This is a genomic window from Pseudoclavibacter sp. AY1H1, from assembly GCF_002931055.1.
In the GTDB taxonomy this organism is placed as follows: domain Bacteria; phylum Actinomycetota; class Actinomycetes; order Actinomycetales; family Microbacteriaceae; genus Pseudoclavibacter.
Window position 1 is genome coordinate 830,583 of record NZ_PSXX01000001.1, and the last position, 23,159, is coordinate 853,741.

Here is a 23,159-nt window from a genome sequence, read left to right on the forward strand (position 1 = left end):
AGATCAGCAACGGGGCTGTTGCGGGTGCTCGCTGCAGTCGCCGACGGTGATGACGGTGTCGGCGGTGAAGAGCTCGATCGGCACAGCCGCGGAGGCTCGGTCGAGGGTGCCGGTGACGGGAATGCTCGCCCCGTTCGCGAGGGTCACGCTTGCCGCGTAGACGACGGTGACGGAAGCCTGCACGGTGGCCTTCTCGCGGTAGACGTGGCTGGTCGCCGTTGCGGTGAAGTCCTCCTGGCCGAGTGCCGCCCAGCTCGCTCCGGGCGTGGTCGTCTCCCGCGTGGTGCCGTCGCCGGAATTCCATCGGTAGGACACGGGCGTGAACGTCGCGGTGACGGGGTGCCCGAGGACGGTGCCTGCAGCGCTATGCCTGGTCGCTGTCGTGAAGAAGTTCGTGTGGGAGCCGACGATGCTCCACGTGGACGGCTCTGCCGTGAGCGTCACCGATGCCGGTGCGAGCGTGAGCACGTCGCTGATCGTGAAGCTCCTGGGCGGGGCCGGCACGGTCGGTCGTGCGCCTCCCCCACCGCCCCCGCAGCCTCGGCACTGCACCGGCGTGAGGAGCGAGCTCATCGGCGACGCCAGAGCCCTCACGCTGGGCGTGAACGAAGGCGGGCCGCCCGGGGCAGCTGCATCGCCACCATCTCCGCCGCTCTCTCCGTCGTCCCACCCGCCCCCGCCGCCGTCGGAGAAGTCCGGAGATGTGGACTCCTCCGAGTACGTCTCTTCCACCTGAATGTTGACGCTGTCGCCACCATTCGATGCGCCTCCGCAGCTGCCGCCCTGGAAGGCGAAGACCGTGCACGTGGGCAGGAGATCAGGTGTTTCAACCAGGATGCCCGCGGCCAGAACCGAGGCCACTAACAGGACGTGGAACTTGGCCACGGCGAAGTCTCCATTAGCTTGAAGTCCAACGGGTCAGTTTGCACGCGGAACACCACAGGTACGCGCACCGGCACTTCTGAACCTCTAACATTTGTGCCGGTCACGTCCACAAGTTGAGTCGACGAAATGTCATAGCACCCGTAAGTGCGAATGACTACAAGCCCGTGATCGACGCTCACGCTCTGAACCGCGAACGAATCCACGTGGATTTGACCTGTTATGTGGAGCGACTCTGCCGCCATGTTTTCCGCCCCGGTACGTGCTTCAGTTACATAGTCGGGGCCCGCCAATGTCTCCAGTTCCGCAAAGTCGCCGGTTGTTCCTGCGCGGACCTCAGCCGCGATCGCAGCGGGCACGAGCTCCTCCACGATCGCGAGGGCTTCTTCGTTGGTCGGCAGCACGGGCGCGGTGCCGAGCGGCGCGCTGAGCGTTGGACTGGGGGTTGACCCTGGGGCCGGTTCCTGGGGCGCGCATCCGCTCACCCCGATGGCCGACCCGACGCTGAGCATGACGAGCAGCGCGGCCGTGACGGCACGCCTGCTTCTCTCCCCTGAACGCATGGGCGTCAACGTAGTGGCCTCCGAGAATTCGCGCAGAAGTTATCCACACCTCGCCAACCGTCTGCGGCGGCTGGCTAGCATCGGCGCATGACTGCACCCAGCGAATGGATCGAGCACCGACGAGGAGACGGCGAGCTTCTCGGGTGGATGTGCCCGCGCGGCGACGGCTTCGTCGTCATCGACCTGCTCGGGCGGGAGCGCTCGGATGCCATCGACTGGCTGGAGGCCGAGACCCTCCTGGAGGAGACCGGCATCGGCTACCTCGCCGACGCCTACGAGCTGCGCCTCGAGGACGACCGCTGGACCCGTGTGCGCATCACGGAGGTGTCGGCGATCCGCATCCGCGTGAAGCGCGAGGACTGGGGTGACATGACCGTGCCGCACAACGAGTACCTGCTGCCGTTCCCACCAGCAGGTGACCTCCGCGCAGTCCAGACGACCTGACTCACCTCGACCACGGCCCCCACCACTCCTCGCCCCGCCCGCTGAGACTCTCGCCTCCGCCCTCAAGACGGCGACGCTCGGAGCCTTTCGGTGTCACAGTCTCGGTTCGCGGTCAGGCGCGTGCCCTTGGATTGCCTCCGCGACGCCTCGCCGCACGATCTCGTCTCGGGGCCGGTCGCATTCGCCACGATGAAGGGAGCACCGCCATGGGCTACATCAAGGTCGGGACGCAGAACAGCACGGACATCGAGCTCTACTACGAGGACCACGGCGCGGGGCAGCCGGTGGTCCTCATCCACGGGTACCCCCTGAATGGGGCGAGCTGGGAGCGGCAGACGCGAGAGCTGCTGGCCGCTGGCTACCGCGTCATCACGTACGACCGCCGCGGCTTCGGTGAGTCGAGCAAGGTCACCGAGGGCTACGACTACGACACGTTCGCGAACGACCTGAACGTGGTCCTCGAGACCCTCGACCTGCGCGACGTGATCCTGGTCGGCTTCTCGATGGGCACCGGCGAGCTGGCGCGGTACGTGGGCAAGCACGGTCACGACCGTGTTGCGAAGCTGGCTTTCCTCGCCTCGCTCGAGCCGTTTCTCGTGCAGCGCGACGACAACCCCACGGGCGTTCCGCAGGAGGTCTTCGACGGCATCTCCGACAACGCGAAGGCCGACCGTTTCGCCTGGTTCACGAACTTCTACAAGGACTTCTACAACCTCGACGAGAACCTGGGCTCGCGCATCAGCCAGGAGGTCGTCGACGCGAACTGGACGACGGCAACCCAGTCGGCGCCGGTCGCCGCCTATGCCGTTGTGCCCACGTGGATCGAGGACTTCCGCGAAGACGTCGCGGCGGTGCGCGCGAGCGGCAAGCCGTCGCTCATCCTGCACGGCACGAGCGACAACATCCTGCCGATCGACGCGACGGGGCGCCCGTTCCACGCGGCGTTCCCTGAGGCCGAGTACGTCGAGGTCGACGGCGCCCCGCACGGACTCCTGTGGACCCACACCGAGGAAGTCAACGCGGCGCTCCTGAAGTTCGTCAAGGCCTGACAGACCGAGCAGTCCGCACGACGTCGCGCCCCGCGCCTCCGCAGATATCAAAGATATAAAGCGGATGCGCGGGGCGCGATCGCGTGGCGAAACAGTCGCTGCCGACCCATGCAGCTCGCGAAAGCGACCGACGCGGTCAGCCTTCGACGTGTTGCCCATCTCGTTCTCTAGGCTGGCCCCATGCCCCGCACTCTGATCCTTCTCCGCCATGCCAAGGCCGAGCATCCGATGACGATCGACGACCGCCAGCGCTCGCTCGCCGACCGGGGCGTGCAGGAGGCCGCGGAGGCCGGCGACTGGCTGCGCGCGAACGCGCCGAAGGTCGACAAGGTGCTCTGCTCGCCGGCTGCCCGCACGCGGCAGACGCTCGAGACCGCCGAGATCCTCGCTCCCGCCGAGTTCCCGAGCACCCTCTACATGGGCGGCGAGGACGACTACCTCGAGCAGGTCAAGGAGACCGACGCCGAGGTGCAGACGCTGCTCGTCATCGGCCACGAGCCGACCGTCTCGGGCACTGCGATAGCGCTGGCCGCCGACAAGGACTCGGAGCTGGCTCGGGAGATCCGGCACGGCTACCCCACTTCGGGGATCACCGTGCTGACGTTCCACGGCGAGTGGGATGCGCTGCGCTGGAACTCCGCGAACATCACGGCCTTCCGAGCGCCGCGCTGACCTCTCCACACGAGCGCCGTCTCTGACGGTTGCCGCACCTGACGGCCCTCACACCTGACGGTACGTTCCTCACTGCCGTGTTCCGTCGGCAATCCCGCCGTGTCCCTGCAGCAATCCCGCGGCGTCAGACGTTGGCGCTCTCGTGCCGCTTCGCGTCCGCTGGCCGCAGTGCCATGCCGAGGATGGGGAAGAGCAGCACGGAGAGCATTCCCGCTCCGACGAGCGACGACGCGAGGCCGGGGTCGAGGACCTTCTGGTCGACGCCGATCGCGGTCACGGCGACGATGATGGGCAGGGCTGTCGCGCTGAGGAGGCCGATACCCGCCCGTTCGCGGTTGCCCGCGCCACGCGGTGCGACGAGCTGGGCGGGTAGCCCCCTGATCGCCAGCAGCAGGATGAGGAACACCGGCAGCAGGATGAGCGCGAGCTGGCTGCCGAGGAGCGCATCGAGGTTGAAGGTGACGCCCGTGTAGATGAAGAAGAGGGGCACGAGGAAGCCGAAGGCGATGGCCTCGATCTTGCTCTCGACCTGCTCGCGGTCGGCCTCCGGCGCGCTGCGCATGATGATCTGCCACATGACTCCGGCGGCGAAGGCGCCGAGGAGGATGTCGAGGTCGAGCATCGCACTGAGGGCCACGAGGCAGGCGAGCGTGAAGATGACGACGCGCACCGCGAACTGACCTGAGGTGTGGAGGCTCGCGCTCACGAGCCGATGCAGGTGCCCGTGCTGCATGCGCACCGCGACGAAGATCGCGACGCCGGTGATGACGACGAACAGCGCGAGCACGAGCGTGGAGACGCCCGGGGAGCGGGTGCCGAGGAAGATGGAGATCGCGACGAGGGGCCCGAACTCGCCGACCGCTCCCATGGCGGTCGTCGCCTTGCCGAAGGGCGAGCTGAGCTCCCCCGCGTCGCGGAGGATGGGGATGAGCGTGCCGAGCGCGGTCGAGCTGAGGGCGATCGCGATGATGACGGCCGCCTCTCCCGGCGCGATGAGGAACCCGGCGGCGAGGCCCATGACGAGGCTCGCAACCCAGGCCAGCGATGCGCGGGCGAGTGGGCCGCCGCCGAGGCTGCGGAAGCGGATCTCGTTGCCGGCGACGAAGAAGAGGGCGGCGAGGCCGAACTCGGAAAGCCAGTCGAGCAGGTCCGATTTGTCGACCCAGCCGAGGAAGCTCGGCCCGACGGCGATGCCCAGGAGGAGCTCGAACACGACGATGGGCACCTTCACCCAGCGCGAGATGCTGCGCGTGAAGAGGGGGGCCAGCACTGCGAGGGCCGGTATGAGGAAGACCCCGGGTTCCGACACGCGCTCAGAGTAACAGCGGGCACGCGTAGCGTGGGCGGCGATTCGGACACGAGCACTGGAGCGGATGCATGAAGCTGCACACGATCACCACCGGCGACGGCCCGCGGAAGGTGGCGCTGGTGCACGGCATCGGCGCGAGCGCCGACCTGTGGGGCTCGCTGGCCGGGCGCATCGCCGAGTCGGGCGAGTACACGGCCATCGCCGTCGACCTGCGCGGCCACGGCGAGAGCCCGCGGGCCGAGAGCTACCGACTCGACGAGTTCGTCGATGACCTGATCGAGACGCTTCCGCACGATCTGCACAGCGCGGTCGGGCATTCGCTGGGCGGTGCCCTGCTCGTGCGGGCGGCGCCCCGGCTTCGCCCCGAACGGGCCATCTACCTCGATCCGGGGTTCAAGCTCGGACTGCCGAGCGAGGGAGTCGGAGCGCGCGTGTTCTGGGCGCTGTCCGGAGTGACACTGCCGCTCGTGATGCTGGCGGGCGCCGCAACGGGCACGAATGACACCAAGCGGTACTCGGCAGAGACGCGGGCGCTGAACGCTCGGGCGAAGAAGCGCTTCGACGGGAAGATGACGGTGGGCATCTTCGATCAGGTCGCGCATGCCCCGTACGCGCCTGCCGTCCCGGTCGTGCCATCCACGATCGTGCTCTCCTCCGAGGGGAAGGCAGTGGTTCCCGCCCCGATGCCCGCCGAGCTCGAGGCTCTCGGGTGGCAGGTGCGTCAGCTTCCCGAGGTCGGCCATCCGTTCTGGCTGCACGACGTGGATGCGAGCTACGGGGCGATCCGCGACCTGATCTGACGAGGAGTCAGGGCACTTCTCCCCCGCCCCGGGGCGGCTCGCTCCCCTAGGCTGAGCCGCACATCGATGAACGATGAAGGGGTGCGCATGCTGTCCGTCGAATTCCCGAGAGATGTCATCTTCACTGCGTCCCTGTTCGGCTTCGCGACGTTCGTCTGGGCGGGGTGGGCGCAGGAGCGGCCCCGACATTGGGCCTGGCGCATCGTCTTCGGGGTGCTGAGCCTCGCCGGCGTCGCACTTGTGGGCATCACGCTGCCGACGGCCATCAGGAACTGGACGAGCGCGACGGCGCTGCGGGTCGACTCCGTGCCGTTCGCGGTCTACATCGCCATGGTGGCGGTCGAGGTCGTCGGCGGCCTCATCGCCGCAATCATCCTGCTGCGGAAAAAGAAGGGCGAGCTCATGGCACCCGTCATGCTGCTCATCGTGGGCCTGCACTGGGTGCCGATGATCTGGGTGTTCGAGCAGCCGTTCCTGGCCCCCGTGTCGCTGTGGGCGATCGCGGTGGCGATCGTCACCTTCTTCCTGCCGAGCGAGAAGCAGGCGCCGAGTTTCTGGTGCGGCATCCTGGGGGCGCCCGTGTTCCTCATCACCGGCGTCATCTTCGCGGTCGTCGGGCTCAACCAGTTCGCGAGCATGACCTGCGCCTGCTGAGCGAGGCGCGACGACGCGGTGACCTGGCGTTCACGGAGCGCGCGTGACACCCCGCGTCGGGTCTAGCATCAGCCCTCATGGACTTCTTCCCGATCTTCGCCGTCGCCGCACTCTTCGCCGTGCTCGGGGTGTGGCAGGCCGGCTGGCCGGCGGCTGCCGCATCGACGGGCCAGCGGTGGATGTTCCGCGACCGCGAGCCGAACTGGAGCGACGCGTACCTCGGCTACATCAGGTTCGGCGGCGTCGTGTTCTGCCTGCTGGCGATCGCGGCCACGATCTTCGGGGGCACGCTCGTCTTCCGTTCGACGCTGGCTGAGCGGTGCGAGACCGAGCTGAAGCCGGCACTGGATGCGACCCGCAGCCAGGAGGGCTGGACTGCGTCCTCCATGCAGGCGTTCGCCGACGAGCACGAGCTGACGCTGAAGACGGACACCGAGAAGCTGGAGCTCCCCGAGCTGCCCGACTTCGGCGCGGTCTACGGACTCGACACGGAGGCGCCCGCGAAGCCGACCCCGCTCGTCACGACGACGTACACGTTCTCGACGATGGGGACGGCCATCGTCGCCGGCTCGGTACAGACCGGCGGCTATGACTCGTCGAGCACCGAGGTCGAAGAGGACAGCGCTGTCTGCATGCCCTGAGCGGCGCATCCGCGTCGCCGTCGGCGGCGACGAGAACGCGACTTGTTAACCTGGTGGTCAGTACAGCGTCATACGTAACTCGACCAGACATACAGAACCAGGGAACAACAGAACATGAGAATTGCGATCATCGGTGCGGGCCCGAGCGGCATGGCACAGCTTCGAGCGTTCGAGTCGGCGGCAGAGCAGGGGCGGGAGATCCCGGAGATCGTCTGCTTCGAGAAGCAGGCGGATTGGGGCGGCCAGTGGAACTACACGTGGATGACCGGCCTCGACGAGCACGGCGAGCCCGTCCACTCGAGCATGTATCGCAACCTCTGGTCGAACGGCCCGAAGGAGGCCCTCGAGTTCGCTGACTACAGCTTCGACGAGCACTTCGGCCGCCCCATCTCCTCGTACCCGCCGCGGCCGGCCCTGTGGGATTACATCTCGGGCCGCGTCGAGCGCGCCGGGGTGCGCAAGCACGTGCGCTTCAACACGGTGGTGCGCTGGGTCGACTTCGACGAGGCGACGCAGCAGTTCACGCTCGTGAGCGAGGACCTGGAGTCGAAGAAGACGAGCCGTGAGGTGTTCGACCGCATCGTCGTGGGATCCGGGCACTTCTCGTTCCCGAAGATGCCCACGTTCGCGGGCCTGGAGACGTTCCCCGGCCAGGTGAGCCACGCGCACGAGTTCCGCGGCGCGGAGAACCTGCGGGGCAAGGACGTGCTGGTCATCGGCTCGAGCTATTCGGCGGAGGACATCGGCAGCCAGGCCCACAAGATGGGTGCGACCTCGGTGACCGCGAGCTACCGGACGGCGCCGATGGGCTACGACTGGCCGCTCGGCTTCGAGGAGCGCCCGCTCGTGACGCGGTTCGACGGCTCGACCGCGCACTTCGCGGACGGCACGGAGAAGGACTTCGACGCGGTTGTCCTGTGCACGGGCTACCTGCACAAGTACCCGTTCCTCCCGAGCGAGCTGGCGCTCGACTCCCCCAACAACGTGTACCCGGAGGGCCTCTACAAGGGCGTGGTGTGGGAGCAGAACCCGCACCTCTTCTACCTGGGCGCGCAGGACCAGTGGTTCACGTTCAACATGTTCGACGCGCAGGCCTGGTTCGTGCGCGACGTGATCCTGGGCGACGTCGTGCTGCCGAGCGTGGATGCGCGCCGGGCCGACATCGAGGCGTGGCTCGATCGCTTCCACGCGATCGGCGGGGCAGCGGATGAGATCCGCTTCCAGGCCGACTACGTGCGTGACCTCATCGAGGCCACCGACTACCCCATGTTCGACCTCGATGAGGTCGTGGAGATCTTCCTCGAGTGGAAGCGCGACAAGGCGGAGGACATCATGGGGTACCGCGACCGCGCCTACCGTTCCGTGATGACGGGCACGATCGCATCCACGCACCACACGAAGTGGGTGGATGAGCTCGACGACAGCCTGGCCAGGTACCTCGCTCCGCTGCCGGCTGCGAACACGGCCGCGGACTCCGCCGGTGCGGCTGCGCTCTAGGCTGGCGGGATGAAGCTCAGCCGACATGATGCAGCGATCCGCCTCGACATCCCTCTGGAGATGGCGAAGCGGAACGGCCTGCCCCCGTACATCGCCGAGGAGGCGTTGGCGGAGCTGGACGCGAACCCGCCGGCGTGGCTGGCGCAGTCGCGGGCGAACCGCACGGGCAAGCGCCCGGTGTGGGCGACGCTGACGTGCGAGGTGTGCGGGACGGTGGAGAAGGTGCGGCCCAAGAAGTGGTGGCCGGAGTTCACGTACGTGTCGTGCGACAACCATGACCTCGACGAGTTGCCGGAGCCTGCCGCCGGAACGACCCGGGAGTTCTCGTATGGCATCGGGACTCGCTTCACGGGGGTCGTCGACGCGTAGGCGTCCCTGCTCCTCCTGTCCGACGCCCGCTCGAGGGCAGCCGGCGAGGGCATGACCTTTCTCTCGAAACCACTGCACGGCGTCCAGCGCCCGCTGTTCGGTGGTTTCGAGAGAACGCCGCCCCTCAGTCTCGCTCGCTGGGCTTCCGGCTCAGGTGCTCGAGGTTCGTGTCGCGCAGCCGGTTATCGCCGCGCGTACCCTCATCGCGGAAGGCGCGCCGTTCGAGCCTGCGGGCGACGCAGCTCGCGCATCCGCTCTGAGCCTCCCCCGCTCTCGTGAGCCAGACGACGACCGCACTGGCGAAGTCGCCGTTCTCGTAGGCGGTGGGGATTTCCTTCCAGTCGCTGGGACGCAGGTGACCTGCCCGGTAGCCGATGCGCCCCTGCTCGAACCCGGCGCGCTCGAGCAGCGGCGCGGGCGATGCCCCGTTCGGCGCCTTCTCGTGGGCTTCGAGCAGGAACCGCGCGCGGCTCTGCGCCGTCACGTTGAGCAGCAGGAACAGCATCGGCGAGAAGCCGAGCTGGTGCCAGCGCCCCGCGAACTCCTGCCAGTCGGGTTTGGTGTCCACCTGCCCCTTGCGGAACATGCCGGACAGGAACGCCATGGCGAAGGTCGGCGTGCCGTGCGAGTGGGGCGGCCAGCGCAGGACGGCGAGTAGCCACTCGCGGCGGAGCTCCTGGGGCAGCCCTCGGAACGCGGCCAGGGCGTCCTGGTCGAGTTCCGCGTCCCAGTCGCGCCTCGCGTGAATGAGGTGGATGCCACGCCGGTTGCGGGTGGTGTCGCCACCTGGGGTTGGTGTTTCGGGCATGGGTGCGCTCCTCGCGGGTACGCCACGCGTTCGGCGGATGCACGCGCGGGTTGCCCCGCTCGGCACCGGCTGGTGCGTGAACTGACTTGTCGCGCACCGGGCGGTGCCGACCCGTTCTTCCCCTGGGGCACCCCACTCAGGTGGAGGGTTGCCGTGCAGCTAGCCAGGTACTTGACGCTGCAGCTCGTGAACGTGGGATGGAGGCTAGCACGAGCGACGGACGGGCATGCGATGTCGGACGGTGACGAAATCCGGTCGTGTGTCCCGAGTCGGTCGCCCGCTGTCTCTAGACTTGCGCCGTGAATGACGCCTCCTGGACTGCCGAGCGGCTTGTGCGCGCCTTCGCTGCCGCCACGAACCTGGTGATCGCCGGGCAGCGCATCCACGTCACTGGTTCGGGCGAGCTGGCCGGCGCGCTCCGCAGCCTGCTGCGCGCGCTTGGCGCGGTCTCCAGCGGGTCAGACCGGGCCGACTACGTCTTCCTGACCGCCGACGGAGCCAGTCCGTCGGCTGCTGAAGCGGACGAGCTGCCGTTCCGCGACGGGGCGATCGTTGTCGACGCGAGCGACGACGGGGCTCTCGCAACCGCACTGGAGGCACTCGGCCTCGCAGCGCTCGCGACGCGACTGCCCTCGCGCCGCTATCGCCTCGCCGACGGCCGCGGCCTCGACGTGCTCCGGCTCGACCCCACAGCCCTGCGCCTCGACCCCGTCGCTGCGCGACTCGACTCCACTCGCCGCCGGGCCGAGGCGCTCGAACCTGGCTCCGACGCGGCCGCCCGTGACGCCGACCTGCGCCTCGACTGGGCTCGCCGGTTCATGCCAGCCTCCTCGAGGGTGGCCGCGTCGCTCGCGGCAGAGGGAGTGCTGCGGGGGCGTCGCTTCGGGGTGAGCATGGTGCTCGAGCCGAAGACGGCCGTGCTCTCGCTGCTGCTCGCCGAGGCCGGGGCGCAGGTGTCGCTCTACGCGCACAGCGACGAGACAGATGACGCCGTCGCCGATGCCCTGAGGGCTCGCGGCTTCGCCGTGCACGCTGGTTCTGGCGCGGACGCCGACGGGCAGCTCGCGAACGCGCGCGCGTATCTCGCCGAGGGCCACGAGTTCCTGCTCGACGACGGCTCGCACCTCATCCGCCTCGCGGCCCACGACGGTGTCGAGCTGCTCGGTGCCGCCGAGGAGACCACGAGCGGCCTCCGCCCGCTGCACGCCATGGGCGAGGCGCTGCGCATCCCCGTCCTTGCCGTCAACGACGCCCGCGTCAAGACCCGCTTCGACAACCGGTACGGCACGGGCCAGTCGTGCGTCTTCGCGATCGCCGACCTCCTCGACCAGCTCGGCAGGGGCTTCGCGGATGCACGCGTCGCGGTGGTCGGGTTCGGCCCGGTCGGGGTTGGGGTCGCGCAGCACGCGTCCGCGCTTGGGGCGGTGGTCACGGTGTGCGAGCTCGACCCGGTGCGGGCGCTCGAGGCGCGGTACGCCGGCTACGACACGGCGCCCCTCGAGGACACGGTGGGCACCGCCGACATCGTCATCTCTGCGACCGGTGAGCCGCAGACGATCACCGCCGCCCACCTGCGCGCGGCGGGCCCCGGCACGGCGTTTGCCGTCGCGGGCGGTGTGCTCGACGAGATCGAGCTCGGCGACGCGCATTCGCTGTGTGCGCTGCTGGAACCGCGGGCGTGGAAGGTCGACGCGGTGCTCTGGCCCGGGGCCGAGCACGGCGACCGCGCGGGCGACGACGCGGCAGCGGCATCCGCGTCCGGCTCCGGCTCCGCGGCCAGCTCCGTCTCCGGCGACTCCCCCGCACTGGTCCTCGATCGTGGCGGCTGCATCAACATCACCGCCGCTGAGGGCAACCCGGTGCAGATCATGGACCTCTCGTTCGCGGCGCAGCTCACGGCGGCCGGCATGCTGGCGCGCGGCGACGTGCGGGGGCCGGGTGTGCATCCGCTGCCCCCGAGCGCCGACGAGGTCATCGCGGCGGGGATGCTCGGTGCCGACGACGGGCCGAGAAGTCCGGAACTCGCGGAGACCGAGTCGGAGACCGAGCCAGAGTCCGAACCGACGGCCCCGGGTTCGCGCCTGAGCCCGAGGTCGAGGCCCGCCTGGCATCCCACCAGATTCCCGAACGCATGACTGGAGCGCCCGTGCAGAACGCAGCGACGACCTCGACGAACGACGTCACGGTCTACACGGCGACGTTGGTCATTCCGATCACCGCGCCCCCGATCCTGGGCGGCGCGGTCGCGGTGCGCGGCGGCAAGATCGTGCACGTCGGCGAGCGCGCCTGGGTGACGGAGTCGCTCGCCGAGCAAGGCGTCGTGGCGCGGGAGGTGCACCACGACGGCATCCTGATGCCGGGGCTCGTCAACGCGCACTCGCACCTGCAGTACACGGGCATGGCCGCGGTCGGGCAGCGCCAGTACAACGGGTTCGAGGACTGGGCCGAGGCCTTCAACCGCGACTACGTGCTCCCTCACGACTGGTACGCCGACGCCATGGCGGGCGCGCAGAGCCTGTTGCGCGCGGGCACGACCAGCGTCGCCGATATCGTCACCGACCCGACGGCGATCCCCGTGCTGCACGAGTCGGGCCTGCACGGCATCACCTACTGGGAGGTGATGAGCTGGACCAACGAGGACTGGCAGGAGCGGGGCCGTCAGCTCATCGTGGAGGAGCTCGATCGCATCCCCACCACGCCCGGCGCCGGGCTCTCCCCGCACGCGCCGTATTCGCTCGACGCGATTCCCCTGCTCGACATCCCCGACATCGTGCGACAGCGCGGGCTGCGCACGCACCTGCACCTCGGCGAGGCCGCGTTCGAGGGTGAGCGCGATGGCAGCGGCGTCGACGGCGAGCCCTGGCAGATGGTGAAGCTCGAGAGCTTCCGGGCGATGCGCTCGGCGGGCTTCGGGATGAGCGCGACCGAGTTCGTCGACCAGCTCGGCGTGCTCGGCCCCGACTGCCACGTCGCGCACGGCGTGTACATGACGGCATCGGACCGGGCGCTGCTGCGCAAGCGGGGCACGAGCGTCGCCCTGTGCCCGCGGTCGAACGAGGTCATCGGCCTCGATGCGCCGCCGGTCGCGGAGTACCTCGTGGAGGGCAGCCCGATCGCGATCGGCACTGACTCGCTGTCATCGAGTCCCTCGCTCGACCTCATGCACGATGTCGCGACGCTCGTCGAGGTGGCGCGCTCGCAAGGGTATCGGGGCGACGACCTGCACGAGCGGATCCTGTCGGCGGCGACGCTCGGCGGGGCGCACGCGATGGGCCTCGACCTCGGTCCCGACCGCACCGGGTACCTCGCCGTGGGCGCGCGCGCCGACCTGGCGTTCTTCGACGTGCCCGTGGTGTCGGTGGCTGACGGTATCGTCGCGCTCGCCGAGGCGGGGGCAGGCCGTGCGTCCGCGACCATGATCGGCGGCGAGCTCGTCTGGGCCGCCGACACCACTGAGCTGGAGGTTTCACGTGGCTGAGCAGGAGAACGCAGAGCAGCAGCAGGGCGAGACGCAGGCGACTGCAGCCGAAGGGGCAGTTACGCAGGGGCGTCATGATGCGGATGCGCGCGAGCCGTCCGCCATCCCCGCGCGCGCCAGGGAGCTGGGCCTCCAGCCGCACCCCGAGGGCGGCTGGTATCGCCGCACGTGGACGTCGGGCGACCGCCTGCAGACCCCGAACGGCGAGCGGCCCGCGGCCACGCTCATCCACTTCCTGCTCCCACCTGGCGAGTCGTCGGCCTGGCACCTCGTGACGAGCGACGAGATCTGGATGTGGCACGGCCCAGGCTCGCTCAAGCTGCAGCTGGGCGGCAACGGGTCTGCGCCGGATGCCCGCGAGCCCGTCACGCTCGACCTCCGGCACGCGCAGGCCCTTGTCCCCGCCGGGCACTGGCAGCGCACACTGCCGGGCGAGGACGAGGTGCTCGTGAGCTGCCTCGTCTCCCCCGGTTTCAGCTTCGACGATTTCACGCTGGTCGACGATCACGAGGCGTGAGCCTGCCTTGCCTGCAACCAGGCGTAATGGGCGCATGCCTGCGTGCGCCTTCCCTTATCTTCAGCAGTGAACGAAAGGCTTGTCATGACTCTCTCCTCCCGCATCCGCAAGGGCGCTGCCGCCGCTGGCGTCATCGCCGCGCTGTTCGCACTTTCCGCGTGCTCCGGCACGTCCACGACTGAGCCGGCTGCCGAGGGTGACGGGCTGCAGACGCTCACGCCGGGCAAGCTGACGATCGCGACCGGCGAGCCGGCGTACTACCCGTGGGTCATCGACAACGCTCCGGAGACGGGCGAGGGCTTCGAAGCCGCCGTCGCGTTGGCGGTTGCCGAGGAGCTGGGGTACGCGCCGGAGGATGTGGAGTGGGTGCGCACGACCTTCGACAGCGCCGTCGCGCCGGGGCCGAAGGACTTCGATCTGAACCTGCAGCAGTTCACGATCTCCGAGGAGCGGAAGAACGCCGTCGACTTCTCGTCGCCGTACTACACGACGACCCAGGCGATCATCACGACCGAGGGGTCGAGCGTCGCAAGTGCTGCATCGATCGCCGATTTCGCGGACGCCAAGGTCGGTGTCGCCGCGGCGTCGACGAGCTACTCGGTCGCGAAGGATGCGCTCGGCAAGGATCCTGAGGTCTTCAACTCGAACGAGGACACGGTGCTGGCGCTGAAGAGCGGCCAGATCGACGCGCTGGTCACCGACCTGCCGACGGCGTTCTATCTCACCGGGGTGGAGCTCGATGATGGCAAGATCATCGGCCAGTTCGACTCGACCGAGGGTGGCGACGAGTTCGGCATCGTGCTGCCGAAGGACTCTGCGCTGACCGCACCGGTCACGGCCGCCGTGGATGCGCTGCGTGACAACGGCAAGCTCGGCGAGCTCGAGACCGAGTGGCTCGAGACGTCGGTTGACGTTCCGACGCTGAAGTAGCCCGTGTCGCAGGTCCCTCCTTCTCCCGCCGAGGTGTCGGCGAGCGCCGCGGCCGCCGAGCCTTGGTCGCCGAGTGCGATCGAGCTCGAGCGGCGCGCGTTCCGGCGACGCCAGTCGCAGCGTTCGGTGCTGGTGGCGCTCGTCTCGACGCTCGCGTTCGCGGTCATCGTGTGGGCGACGCTCATCAACACGCCTGGCTGGGCGGCGGTGTCGGAGACGTTCTTCGATCTCGACTACGCGATCGAAGTGCTGCCGACGGTGCTCGAGGGGCTGTGGTTGAACATCCGCGTGCTCGCCGTCGCCGTGGTGGGGGTGGCGATCTTCGCGACGCTGCTGGCGGTCATCCGCACGCTGCGCGGTCCGGTCTTCTTCCCATTGCGTGCCGTCGCGACGGTATACACGGACCTGTTCCGGGGCATGCCGATCATCATCGTGCTCTACCTGGTGGGTATCGGCGTTCCGGCGCTGGGCATCTTCCCTCGGGTGGATGCGGCCGTCTGGGGCACCCTCGCGCTTGTGCTCGTGTACTCGGCATATGTCGCCGAGGTGCTGCGGGCGGGTATGGAGTCGGTGCATCCGACGCAGCGCGTGGCCGCGCGTTCGCTTGGCCTCTCACACGCTGCCACGCTGCGCCTGGTGGTGATGCCGCAGGGTGTGCGGAAGGTGACGCCGGCCCTCATGAACGACTTCATCTCCATGCAGAAGGACGTCGGCCTCATCTCGATCCTGGGTGCGGTGGATGCGGTGCGGGCCGCGCAGATCGAGACGGCGCTCACCTACAACTACACGCCGTACGTAGTCGCGGGTCTGCTGTTCGTGCTGATCAGCCTGCCGATGATCCGTCTCACGGATTGGTACACGGCTCGGGCGCAGAAGCGCGAGCAGATCGGGGGCACGGTATGAGCGACGTGTACGCGTACGACGACGAGCCTGCCGCCGCGGGCGCTGCTGCATCCGCTGGCACCACCGGTGACCTGAAGCCGGTCCTGGAAGTTCGGGGCGTGCACAAGCAGTTCGGTGACGTGCAGGTGCTGCGCGGCATCGATCTTTCCGTGCTGCCGCATCAGGTGATCGTGCTGGTGGGATCGAGCGGTTCGGGCAAGTCGACGCTGCTGAAGACGATCAACCTGATCGAGCGGGTCGACGATGGGCAGATCTTCCTCGACGGCGAGGACATCTCCGACCCGCGCGCGAATGCCGACGCGGTGCGGAGCCGCATCGGTGTGGTGTTCCAGCATTTCAACCTGTTCCCGCACATGACGGTGCTCGACAACGTGACGCTCGCTGCCCGGAAGGTGCACAAGACGCCTCGGGCTGAGGCGGCAGCGCGGGGCACGGCCATCCTCGAGCGCGTGGGCCTGGGTGCGCATGCGACGAGTTACCCGGATCGCCTGTCTGGTGGTCAGCAGCAACGGGTGGCGATCGCCCGGGCCATCATGACGGAGCCGAAGGTGCTGCTGCTAGATGAGATCACGAGCGCGCTCGACCCGCAGTTGGTGGGTGAGGTGCTGGATGTGGTGCTCGAGTTGAAGGAGCAGGGAGCCACGATCCTGATGGCGACGCACGAGATGAGCTTCGCGCGCCGCGTGGCCGACCAGATCGTGTTCCTCAAGGACGGCGTGCTCATCGAACGCGCGGCACCCGAGCAGTTCTTCACGAACCCGCAGCGGCCCGAGACGGTGGAGTTCCTGTCGCGGGTGAACTTCGGGGCGTGAGGAGTAGATCGGGAAAGTCCTAGCTCTCGTTTGTCCGAAAGCTAGCTATGGCAGCGCGCAACTCGCACAGACGCAGCGGAGCTGGTCGATGGCTCGAAGACCGCGTTTGACGATGTCGCCATCGATCTCGCCTGTGATCTGGTCACGGCTCAGGACGTAGATCGGCAAAGCAGCACCGTCCCACGATCCCTTTCGGTGGGCTTCCGTCGAGGAGGTCAACGACCTGGAGTGGGGCGGATCAGACGTTCCCGCTGTCGCAGCACAGCTAGGACGCTTTCACTCATCACGGTTTCCGCCCCTGCTCCCGAGCGCCACTCGAAGTGACGAGTACCCGCGTGCACCGGCAGTTTCATCGAGAGTGCGCCCCGATCCTCCTGCCCACAATACCGTTGCTGCATTGGCCCGACGTGCCCACACCCGCGCCACACTTTGCGGGAAGCGTCCGTGGGTGAAAACACATTCGAGCACGTCGCCTCCGTCACCGTCACATAAGTTGCGAAGCCATCTAGCCCTTGACGGCTCCGGCTGTCATACCTTTCGCGAGGAAGGGTTCGAGGAAGAGAAAGAGGATGACCATCGGGATTGTCGACAGAAGGCCAGTTGCCATGAGGCCGGACCAGTCGACGCTGAACTCGCCGATGAATGAAGCGATACCGACTGTGATGGTCCATCCGTCAGGGTTTGACATCAATGTGCGCGCGAACAAGAAGTCGCCCCAGGTCAGGATTGCGGCGTAGGTGAATGTTGCGGCGATGCCGGGCAGGAGCACGGGAAGGACGACGAGCCGGAGCGCTTCGAGCCTCGAGCATCCGTCGATCATGGCAGCCTGCTCGATTTCAACCGGGACCGAATCGATGAAGCCCTTCATAAGCCAAGTCGTGAATGGCACCGTCGCCGCGATATTCACGAGGATGACCGACCACAGGTTGTTGATGAGATGTGTCGTGGCGAACACCATGAACAACGGAATAATAAGCAGGGTGCCCGGCAGCACCCGGCTCACGAGAAGACTGAACCCCATAGCCTGCTGCCCTCGCGTGCGGAATCGCGACAGGCTGTATCCGCCCAGCGTGCTCACGACGGTGGACACGACGGCGGCGCCGAGCGTCGACAGCGCGGAGTTCCCGAGCCACGTCAAGATCGGGCGGCCCGTGATGACCTCCGTATACGCGTCGAACGAGACCTCGTCCAACGCAGGGAAAAGTGGCGGGTTCTCCGTCAGGAGACTTCGAGACGGCACGAGGGACGTCATGACCATCCAGTAGATGGGAAACAGTAGGATCCCGCTCGCGACGAGAGCGATCGCAAGCAGCCCGTACTGCCGAGGGCGTGAAAGTTGACGCATGCTTCGTTCCTAACTCTGAGTGCGCAGCGAGCGCATGAAGAATGCCAGCACTGCCGTAGCGATGAGCATCGTGATGACCCCAAGGGCCGCAGCGAGCCCGAGCTGGAAGTACTGAAATGCCTCGTTGTAGATGCGTATCGCCAACGTCTGCGTGGCGTTGTTCGGCCCGCCCCCGGTCAGCGGGTAGATGAAATCGAACTCCCGGAAGATGCCGATAGCCGTGATGACGATGGAAAGCGCCGACGCAGTGCGCACGGCAGGCCAAGTGACGTAGCGAAATTGCTGCCTGGCCTTCGCACCATCGAGTTGCGCAGCCTCGTACAGCTCACCCGGCACGCTCTGCAGCGCGGCCAGCAACACGAGAGTGAAGAACGGGTAGTACTTCCAGACAGTCGGAATGATAACCGCCAGCATTGCCGAATCCGGGTCGGCCAACCAGGCAATGTTCTCCTGAATGATGCCCAGATTGCGGAGGATAGCGTTCACGATGCCGTACGACGCGTCCAGCATCCATGCGAATGCCGCGCTGACTGCGATGCCAGGCACGGCCCACGGCAGCAGCACGAGCGGCCGGAAGATCCTGCGCCCCGGGAAACTGCGATTCAACAGGAGCGCCAATGCGAGTCCGATGAGGAACGCCGGGATGAGCACTCCAAGCGTGTAGACGACGGACCGTCCGAGGTCGCCGAGCAGTTGAGGATCGGTAAGGATCTGCACGTAATTATCGAACGTCAACGGCAAGGAGCCGACCTCATCCAACGACTGCACGCGGCCGCCCCTGAACGACAGGTCGATGGCGACGTAGAACGGATACGCCATAAGCAGGCCAACCACGACCAGCGTTGGCGTCAGCGTCGAGTAAGCAAACAGTCCATCCCGTCGACGAGTCGGAGAAGCCTGCCGACCAGTCTTCGTCGCGGGTCGCGACCGCGGTTGCCGGTCAGAAGCTACGTTCACGCTCTCCCGTTCGCGTACATCAGTCACGAGCCGCTCCCGAATTCGCGCACCAACTGTTCCTGCAGGGAAGCTGCGACCTCAGGCGTGGGTGTGTCTGTGGTCGTGAGCGTGATGGCCGCCTCCGACACGATCTGACTGAGCCTTGTGAACTCTTCACGCTGCTGCGCATCCTGCGGGTAGATGCTCACAGCCTCATCCGCGAGCTCCTGGAAGAGCTCCAACTCCGGCCGGTCGGTTAGGGCTTCTTCGGTGATCGAACCAGTGCGCGGTGCAGGCACCGCCGCGAGCTCCGTGTAGCGTTCCTGCCACTCAGCGCTCGACGCGAGCTCGATGAACTCCCACGCCGCCTGCTCGGTCCGCTCATCCAAGCCCGCCGGCAAGTGGATGCTGTTGCTCACCCCGCCTGGGATGGTCTCGAATGGCGCAGCCGCCGTCTTCAGCGAACCAGCGACACTCTCTGCGGCTCCGTCGAGCTCTGCAACAAAAAAGGGCCCGTCCAACAGCATCGCGATGTTGCCGTTGAGAAACAGCTCGTTGCGCTGCTGCGTCTGGATACCCGCCGGTGCCTGCGCCAGCGCGGCCCTATACTGCTCCATTCCGGCGATAGCCTCAGGAGTGTCGACCGTAAACACGCTCCCGTTTGCGAGCGCACCCCCGTTGCCGGTGATGAACGACATCAGCTCGGTGTAGTTGTCTGGACTCTGCTGGGTTGTTGCACCGAATCCGTAGACGCCGTTGCCAGTTATCGCTTCCGCGGCGGCGACAACCTCTTCGCCCGTAGTCGGTACGGGTAGGCCGGCCTGCTCCAACAGATCCGCGTTGTAGTAGAGCGTGTAGCCATAGCCCAGGAGCAGCACTCCGTACGACTGGTCTTCCCACTCCATCTCCGTTTGCAGCGGCGTCCACGTTTCCGGGATGTCGGTGCCGTCAAGGTGCGCATCCAACGGAGCGAGCCAACCCCGGCTCGCAAACTCAGACGCGTTGCGCGCAGGCAGGTGCACGATCTCCGGTTGGTCGTTCGCGGCGAACCGAGTCGTCAACTGGTCAACGTAGCTGCCGAACGGGACCTGGTAGAAGTCGATGTCAACGTCGGAGTGTTGGGCTTCGTATTCGGTGATCACCTCGCTCCACCAAGCGCCGAATGCAGGGTCTTCGGCCTGCCAACTCGGGAACTCCAGGGTGATCGACCCCGTGGCATCCGGGGTGTCACCGGAGCCGCAGGCGGTCAGTCCGAGAACGGTGATCGCTGTGAGGGAGAGGATGCTGTTTCTTCGGGTTCGTTGCATGCTGCGACACTTCCTTGTGTGCTGAGGTGGGGATGATTGCTGAGCCAGCTATGCGCGGTGCGGGTGTTGGGTCGAAGCGCGGGGACCCAGATAGCCCATCGCTGTGCTGATGGAATCGGCAACCTCGATTGCCCGCTGGGCGATCTCCGACTCGCGAGTAGTCAGGTCAAGCGCGCTGAGGGGTCCTGAAATCGAAATCGCGGCCACAATGCCTCCTTCGGAGTTGCGGATGGGGGCGGCAACGCAGGATCGCCCCAGGGCCAACTCCTCGCGTTCCGTCGAGTAGCCGCTGCGGTGCACGGACGCGACTGCCTCATCAAGACGCTCATGGTCGACGATGGTGTGCACGGTGAACGGTTCGAGATCAGGCAGCAATGCACGGCGCTCGTCGCCGGATAGCCCTGCGAGCAAGCATTTTCCGAGAGCCGTCGAATGCAGAGGACTGCGATGCCCCATGAGTGTGAAGCTCTTCGGCGCGAGCGCACCCTCGAAATTCGAGAGGTAGTAGAGCTCCCCACCCCGACGGATGGCGACGTTCACGCCTAGCCCCAGCGACGCCGCGAGGTGCTGACCGGGTTGCCTCGCGTGCCGAAAAACGGACTGCTCGTTGAGCGCGGCACCGGCCATCGCCAGGAAGATCAACCCGAGACGATACGTGCCGGATTCCGGATCGCGCACGACGTAGTCGAGCAGCTCGAGCGAGGTCAGGAGCCGGGAAACCGTGGACTGTCCCAATCCTGTCTCCGTCACGATGTCCGCGACCCGGGAAGGCCCGCAGCGGGTTATCGCTTCTAGAACGGATGCAGCCCGCTCAAGCCCCTGATTGGCTCCATCTGCTGCCATGACTTCTCCCATCGCTAGACAACCCCGACAATAATGGATAGCGTAATCCGCACAGTGCATGACTGCAACCACTGATTGGATATATGCATGCGAATTGCGTCCGTAGAGGTCTTCGTCCTCAAGCTGCAGCACCGGGAGAACTACCTCGGGGCCTTGCAGGGTGGAGCCAGCGTGCCCGCTGGCTACCACGTTCGTGAACCGTGGCGGAGCCTGTACTCCCCACTTTTCGAGACAGTGCTCGTCAAGATCACCGCCAATGACGGCACAGCCGGATGGGGAGAAGGGCTCGCACCAGTTGGCCCGGAGATTCTGGCCATGATCATTCGGCGGCTCATTGCGCCGCAACTCATAGGCATGAGTGCCGTCGCACCACGACCAGCCTGGAACCGCACGACTTCTCTCATGCGTGAGCGAGGACACCTCGTGGGCCACCAGGCTGACGCGCTCGCAGCGATAGACATAGCCCTCTGGGACCTCGCAGCCCGTCTCCACGACGTTCCGCTCGTCGAGCTGCTCGGTGGAGCCTTCCGCGAAGAAGTTCCCGTGTACGTCTCCGGCCTCCCACGCTCAACCGACGCCGACCGCGCGCTACTCGCCCGCGAATGGCAGGACGCGGGCATGAGGTCCGTAAAACTGCACCTCGGCCTGGGTGTTGACCACGATCTGGCGACCGTCGCGGCAGTCCACGAGGCAGCGCCTCAGCTGCGGATCGCCGTCGACGCCCATTGGGCTTATTCGCCCCACGACGGCCTGCGCCTCGCGGAAGGGCTCAGCGCACTCGGCGGCTGGTTCCTCGAAGCTCCGCTTGTTCCCGAGGACGAGCAAGCCCATCGCGAGCTTGTTCGGCGCAGCCCCATCCCCATCGCCGTCGGAGAAACGCTACGCAACCGATTCGAGTTCGAACGCTGGACCGCACAGCGTGCACTCGACCTCGCGCAACCTGACGTCGGGCGCACGGGCCTCACCGAGGCTCTCAGCATCGCCGAAGTCTGCTCAGCCCGCCACTTGCCGACCGCGCCCCACCATTCAGTGGGCCTCGGCGTGCTCCTTGCCGCTGGCATCCACTTCAGCGCCGCAATCCCCGACCTTCTCGCTTTCGAATACCAGCCGACGAGCACCGAGATCGGCCAATCAATCCTGACCACCTCGCTCCTCCCGGACGGGGCGAGCTTCCGGATACCGAACGGCCCCGGCCTGGGAATCGACATCGACGAACCACATATCCGCCAACTCGCAAAGGAACACAGCTGATGCCAGCCCCCCAAGGCCTCATTCCCATTCTCGCGACGCCGTTCAATCCCGACGGCACGCTCGATCTCCCCAGCCTCCGCAGACTTACTGAGTTCTGCTTGGAAAGCGGAGTCGACGGAGTCGCTGTCAACGGCAACGCGAGCGAGGCCTTCGCGCTCACAGCATCGGAGCGCCGCTTGGTTCTCGAAGAAGTTCGCGCCGTGGCTGACGGCGCCGTTCCTGTCGTCGCGGGAGTGAACGCCATGTCGACAGTTACTGCCGTCGAACAGGCGAGAGATTCCTCCGAGCAGGGCGCCGATGTACTGATGGTCCTTCCGCCGTTCATGGTGAAACCCACCCCACCGCAACTTCTCGACTTCTACGGCGAAGTCGCGAACACCTGCAGCGAGTTGGGTTCCGAGGTCATGCTGCAGGATGCTCCCGGCCCGACCGGAGTGCAGTTCCCAGTCGACACCATCGTGGAGCTGAGCCGAGTCACGGCTATCTCATCGGTGAAAGTCGAGGCACCGCCGACGGCAGAGAAGATCGACACTGTCGCCGCGAGCTGCGCTACACCCGAGTTCACCGTTCTGGGTGGGAACAACGCACAGCTCTGCCTCGAGGAATACGCTCGTGGCGCGACGGGCACCATGCCTGCGAGCGAATTCGTCGATGTCCTCAGACCTGTCCTTGATGCGTGGAACGCTGGAAATCATCTCGAAGCACGCCGCGGTTTCGCGTCCCTGCTGCCACTGATTCTCTTGGGTGTGCAACCCGGCCTCGCCTGGAGCGTGCACAAAGAAGTACTCGTGCTCCGCGGCATCATTGCTGCGGCGACCGTGAGGGCGCCCGCAAAGCCCCTGAGCGCTCGTTCGCGGGATGCACTCACAGCCGTCCTCTTGTCTCTCTCGATCCCGACTCCGGTATCGAGCCGGTGATGACCGTATGCGAGGATGCAGTCCGGCAGTCATGAACGACGCGTGGTTTCGTTTTCGCATCCCAAGCGCGGTGGCGACTTTCTCACCGTCGTGGATCTCCGCGCTCGGACGGTCGGGCTCGTAGCGGCGGACTGGTTCCACTGTCCGAACATCAACATGCGAGGGCCGATTCAAGCGAGCAAGGACCTCTCTGGTGCAGCGCGGAGTGGTAGCAGCGGCACGAAGCACCGAG

At 66.9% G+C, this 23,159-nt stretch carries 24 protein-coding genes and 1 riboswitch; of the genes, 16 read left to right on the top strand and 8 right to left on the bottom strand.

Annotation, left to right across the window (positions count from 1 at the left end):
• Nucleotides 1-3: 3 nt before the first annotated feature.
• A complete protein-coding gene (locus C5E05_RS03915; protein ID WP_146081023.1) occupies nt 4-885 on the bottom strand; it encodes a hypothetical protein in 882 nt (293 codons plus the stop codon).
• A complete protein-coding gene (locus tag C5E05_RS03920; protein WP_104341134.1) occupies nt 861-1,445 on the bottom strand; it encodes a hypothetical protein in 585 nt (194 codons plus the stop codon). Before C5E05_RS03920 ends, C5E05_RS03915 begins: the two co-directional genes overlap by 25 nt.
• Before the next feature lie 87 nt (nt 1,446-1,532).
• Between C5E05_RS03920 and C5E05_RS03925 the strand changes: the two genes are divergently transcribed.
• The 3 genes from C5E05_RS03925 (at nt 1,533) to C5E05_RS03935 (ending at nt 3,610) form a co-directional block, all read left to right on the top strand.
• Complete coding sequence (locus tag C5E05_RS03925; protein WP_104341135.1) at nt 1,533-1,889, top strand: hypothetical protein; 357 nt, start codon at nt 1,533-1,535, stop codon at nt 1,887-1,889.
• A 206-nt stretch (nt 1,890-2,095) separates the two neighbouring features.
• Nucleotides 2,096-2,938 (top strand): alpha/beta fold hydrolase, encoded by an 843-nt coding sequence (locus tag C5E05_RS03930; RefSeq protein WP_104241070.1) that lies wholly within the window; start codon nt 2,096-2,098, stop codon nt 2,936-2,938.
• Nucleotides 2,939-3,118: 180 nt separating this feature from the next.
• Nucleotides 3,119-3,610: a histidine phosphatase family protein gene (locus C5E05_RS03935; protein WP_104241069.1), complete on the top strand. Its 492-nt coding sequence runs from the start codon at nt 3,119-3,121 to the stop codon at nt 3,608-3,610.
• Nucleotides 3,611-3,734: 124 nt separating this feature from the next.
• Here C5E05_RS03935 and C5E05_RS03940 read toward each other — a convergent pair whose 3' ends face one another.
• Nucleotides 3,735-4,919 carry a cation:proton antiporter gene (locus C5E05_RS03940; protein ID WP_181059341.1) on the bottom strand — a complete coding sequence of 395 codons (1,185 nt, stop codon included), beginning with the start codon at nt 4,917-4,919 and terminating at the stop codon, nt 3,735-3,737.
• Nucleotides 4,920-4,987: 68 nt separating this feature from the next.
• On the opposite strand from C5E05_RS03940, the gene C5E05_RS03945 reads away from it, so the two are divergent.
• The 5 genes from C5E05_RS03945 to C5E05_RS03965 all read left to right on the top strand — a co-directional run bounded on the left by C5E05_RS03945 (nt 4,988) and on the right by C5E05_RS03965 (nt 8,880).
• A complete protein-coding gene (locus C5E05_RS03945) occupies nt 4,988-5,719 on the top strand; it encodes an alpha/beta fold hydrolase (protein WP_104341136.1) in 732 nt (243 codons plus the stop codon).
• An 87-nt stretch (nt 5,720-5,806) separates the two neighbouring features.
• Nucleotides 5,807-6,373 carry a hypothetical protein gene (locus C5E05_RS03950; RefSeq protein ID WP_146081024.1) on the top strand — a complete coding sequence of 189 codons (567 nt, stop codon included), beginning with the start codon at nt 5,807-5,809 and terminating at the stop codon, nt 6,371-6,373.
• A gap of 77 nt (nt 6,374-6,450) precedes the next feature.
• Entirely contained in the window at nt 6,451-7,014 is a 564-nt protein-coding gene (locus tag C5E05_RS03955; RefSeq protein WP_104241065.1) for a hypothetical protein, read from the top strand.
• Between the two features lie 114 nt (nt 7,015-7,128).
• Complete coding sequence (locus tag C5E05_RS03960) at nt 7,129-8,511, top strand: NAD(P)-binding domain-containing protein (protein WP_104341138.1); 1,383 nt, start codon at nt 7,129-7,131, stop codon at nt 8,509-8,511.
• 9 nt (nt 8,512-8,520) lie between these two features.
• A complete protein-coding gene (locus tag C5E05_RS03965; RefSeq protein WP_104241063.1) occupies nt 8,521-8,880 on the top strand; it encodes a hypothetical protein in 360 nt (119 codons plus the stop codon).
• Nucleotides 8,881-9,004: 124 nt separating this feature from the next.
• On the opposite strand, the gene C5E05_RS03970 is transcribed toward C5E05_RS03965, so the two are convergent.
• A complete protein-coding gene (locus C5E05_RS03970) occupies nt 9,005-9,688 on the bottom strand; it encodes a hypothetical protein (RefSeq protein ID WP_104341139.1) in 684 nt (227 codons plus the stop codon).
• Nucleotides 9,689-9,765: 77 nt separating this feature from the next.
• A riboswitch (SAM riboswitch) is annotated at nt 9,766-9,880 on the bottom strand.
• 107 nt (nt 9,881-9,987) lie between these two features.
• On the opposite strand from C5E05_RS03970, the gene C5E05_RS03975 reads away from it, so the two are divergent.
• The 6 genes from C5E05_RS03975 to C5E05_RS04000 all read left to right on the top strand — a co-directional run bounded on the left by C5E05_RS03975 (nt 9,988) and on the right by C5E05_RS04000 (nt 16,328).
• Nucleotides 9,988-11,823, top strand: coding sequence for an adenosylhomocysteinase (locus C5E05_RS03975; protein WP_146081025.1), 1,836 nt, complete (start codon nt 9,988-9,990; stop codon nt 11,821-11,823).
• A complete protein-coding gene (locus tag C5E05_RS03980; protein WP_104306533.1) occupies nt 11,820-13,166 on the top strand; it encodes an amidohydrolase family protein in 1,347 nt (448 codons plus the stop codon). The genes C5E05_RS03975 and C5E05_RS03980 overlap by 4 nt, the downstream gene beginning before the upstream one ends.
• A complete protein-coding gene (locus tag C5E05_RS03985) occupies nt 13,159-13,683 on the top strand; it encodes a cupin domain-containing protein (RefSeq protein WP_258064753.1) in 525 nt (174 codons plus the stop codon). Before C5E05_RS03980 ends, C5E05_RS03985 begins: the two co-directional genes overlap by 8 nt.
• An 84-nt stretch (nt 13,684-13,767) precedes the next feature.
• Nucleotides 13,768-14,613, top strand: a complete 846-nt coding sequence (locus tag C5E05_RS03990; RefSeq protein ID WP_104341141.1) for an ABC transporter substrate-binding protein — start codon at nt 13,768-13,770, stop codon at nt 14,611-14,613.
• A 33-nt stretch (nt 14,614-14,646) separates the two neighbouring features.
• On the top strand, nt 14,647-15,516 hold the full coding sequence (locus tag C5E05_RS03995) for an amino acid ABC transporter permease (protein WP_104241997.1): 870 nt from the start codon (nt 14,647-14,649) through the stop codon (nt 15,514-15,516).
• Nucleotides 15,517-15,635: 119 nt separating this feature from the next.
• Nucleotides 15,636-16,328: an amino acid ABC transporter ATP-binding protein gene (locus C5E05_RS04000; protein WP_258064754.1), complete on the top strand. Its 693-nt coding sequence runs from the start codon at nt 15,636-15,638 to the stop codon at nt 16,326-16,328.
• Nucleotides 16,329-16,833: 505 nt separating this feature from the next.
• On the opposite strand, the gene C5E05_RS04005 is transcribed toward C5E05_RS04000, so the two are convergent.
• From C5E05_RS04005 to C5E05_RS04020, 4 genes are read right to left on the bottom strand one after another with little or no spacing between them, the layout of a single operon-like run.
• Nucleotides 16,834-17,673 carry a carbohydrate ABC transporter permease gene (locus tag C5E05_RS04005; protein WP_104341143.1) on the bottom strand — a complete coding sequence of 280 codons (840 nt, stop codon included), beginning with the start codon at nt 17,671-17,673 and terminating at the stop codon, nt 16,834-16,836.
• A gap of 9 nt (nt 17,674-17,682) precedes the next feature.
• On the bottom strand, nt 17,683-18,657 hold the full coding sequence (locus C5E05_RS04010; protein ID WP_146081026.1) for a carbohydrate ABC transporter permease: 975 nt from the start codon (nt 18,655-18,657) through the stop codon (nt 17,683-17,685).
• Nucleotides 18,654-19,916, bottom strand: coding sequence for an ABC transporter substrate-binding protein (locus C5E05_RS04015; RefSeq protein ID WP_104306529.1), 1,263 nt, complete (start codon nt 19,914-19,916; stop codon nt 18,654-18,656). Before C5E05_RS04015 ends, C5E05_RS04010 begins: the two co-directional genes overlap by 4 nt.
• 48 nt (nt 19,917-19,964) lie before the next feature.
• A complete protein-coding gene (locus C5E05_RS04020) occupies nt 19,965-20,759 on the bottom strand; it encodes an IclR family transcriptional regulator (protein WP_104299197.1) in 795 nt (264 codons plus the stop codon).
• Nucleotides 20,760-20,846: 87 nt separating this feature from the next.
• Between C5E05_RS04020 and C5E05_RS04025 the strand changes: the two genes are divergently transcribed.
• Together C5E05_RS04025 and C5E05_RS04030 are read left to right on the top strand one after the other, a co-directional pair.
• Complete coding sequence (locus C5E05_RS04025; protein WP_104306528.1) at nt 20,847-22,010, top strand: mandelate racemase/muconate lactonizing enzyme family protein; 1,164 nt, start codon at nt 20,847-20,849, stop codon at nt 22,008-22,010.
• Nucleotides 22,010-22,927: a dihydrodipicolinate synthase family protein gene (locus C5E05_RS04030; protein WP_104341144.1), complete on the top strand. Its 918-nt coding sequence runs from the start codon at nt 22,010-22,012 to the stop codon at nt 22,925-22,927. The genes C5E05_RS04025 and C5E05_RS04030 overlap by 1 nt, the downstream gene beginning before the upstream one ends.
• Nucleotides 22,928-23,159: the final 232 nt, after the last annotated feature.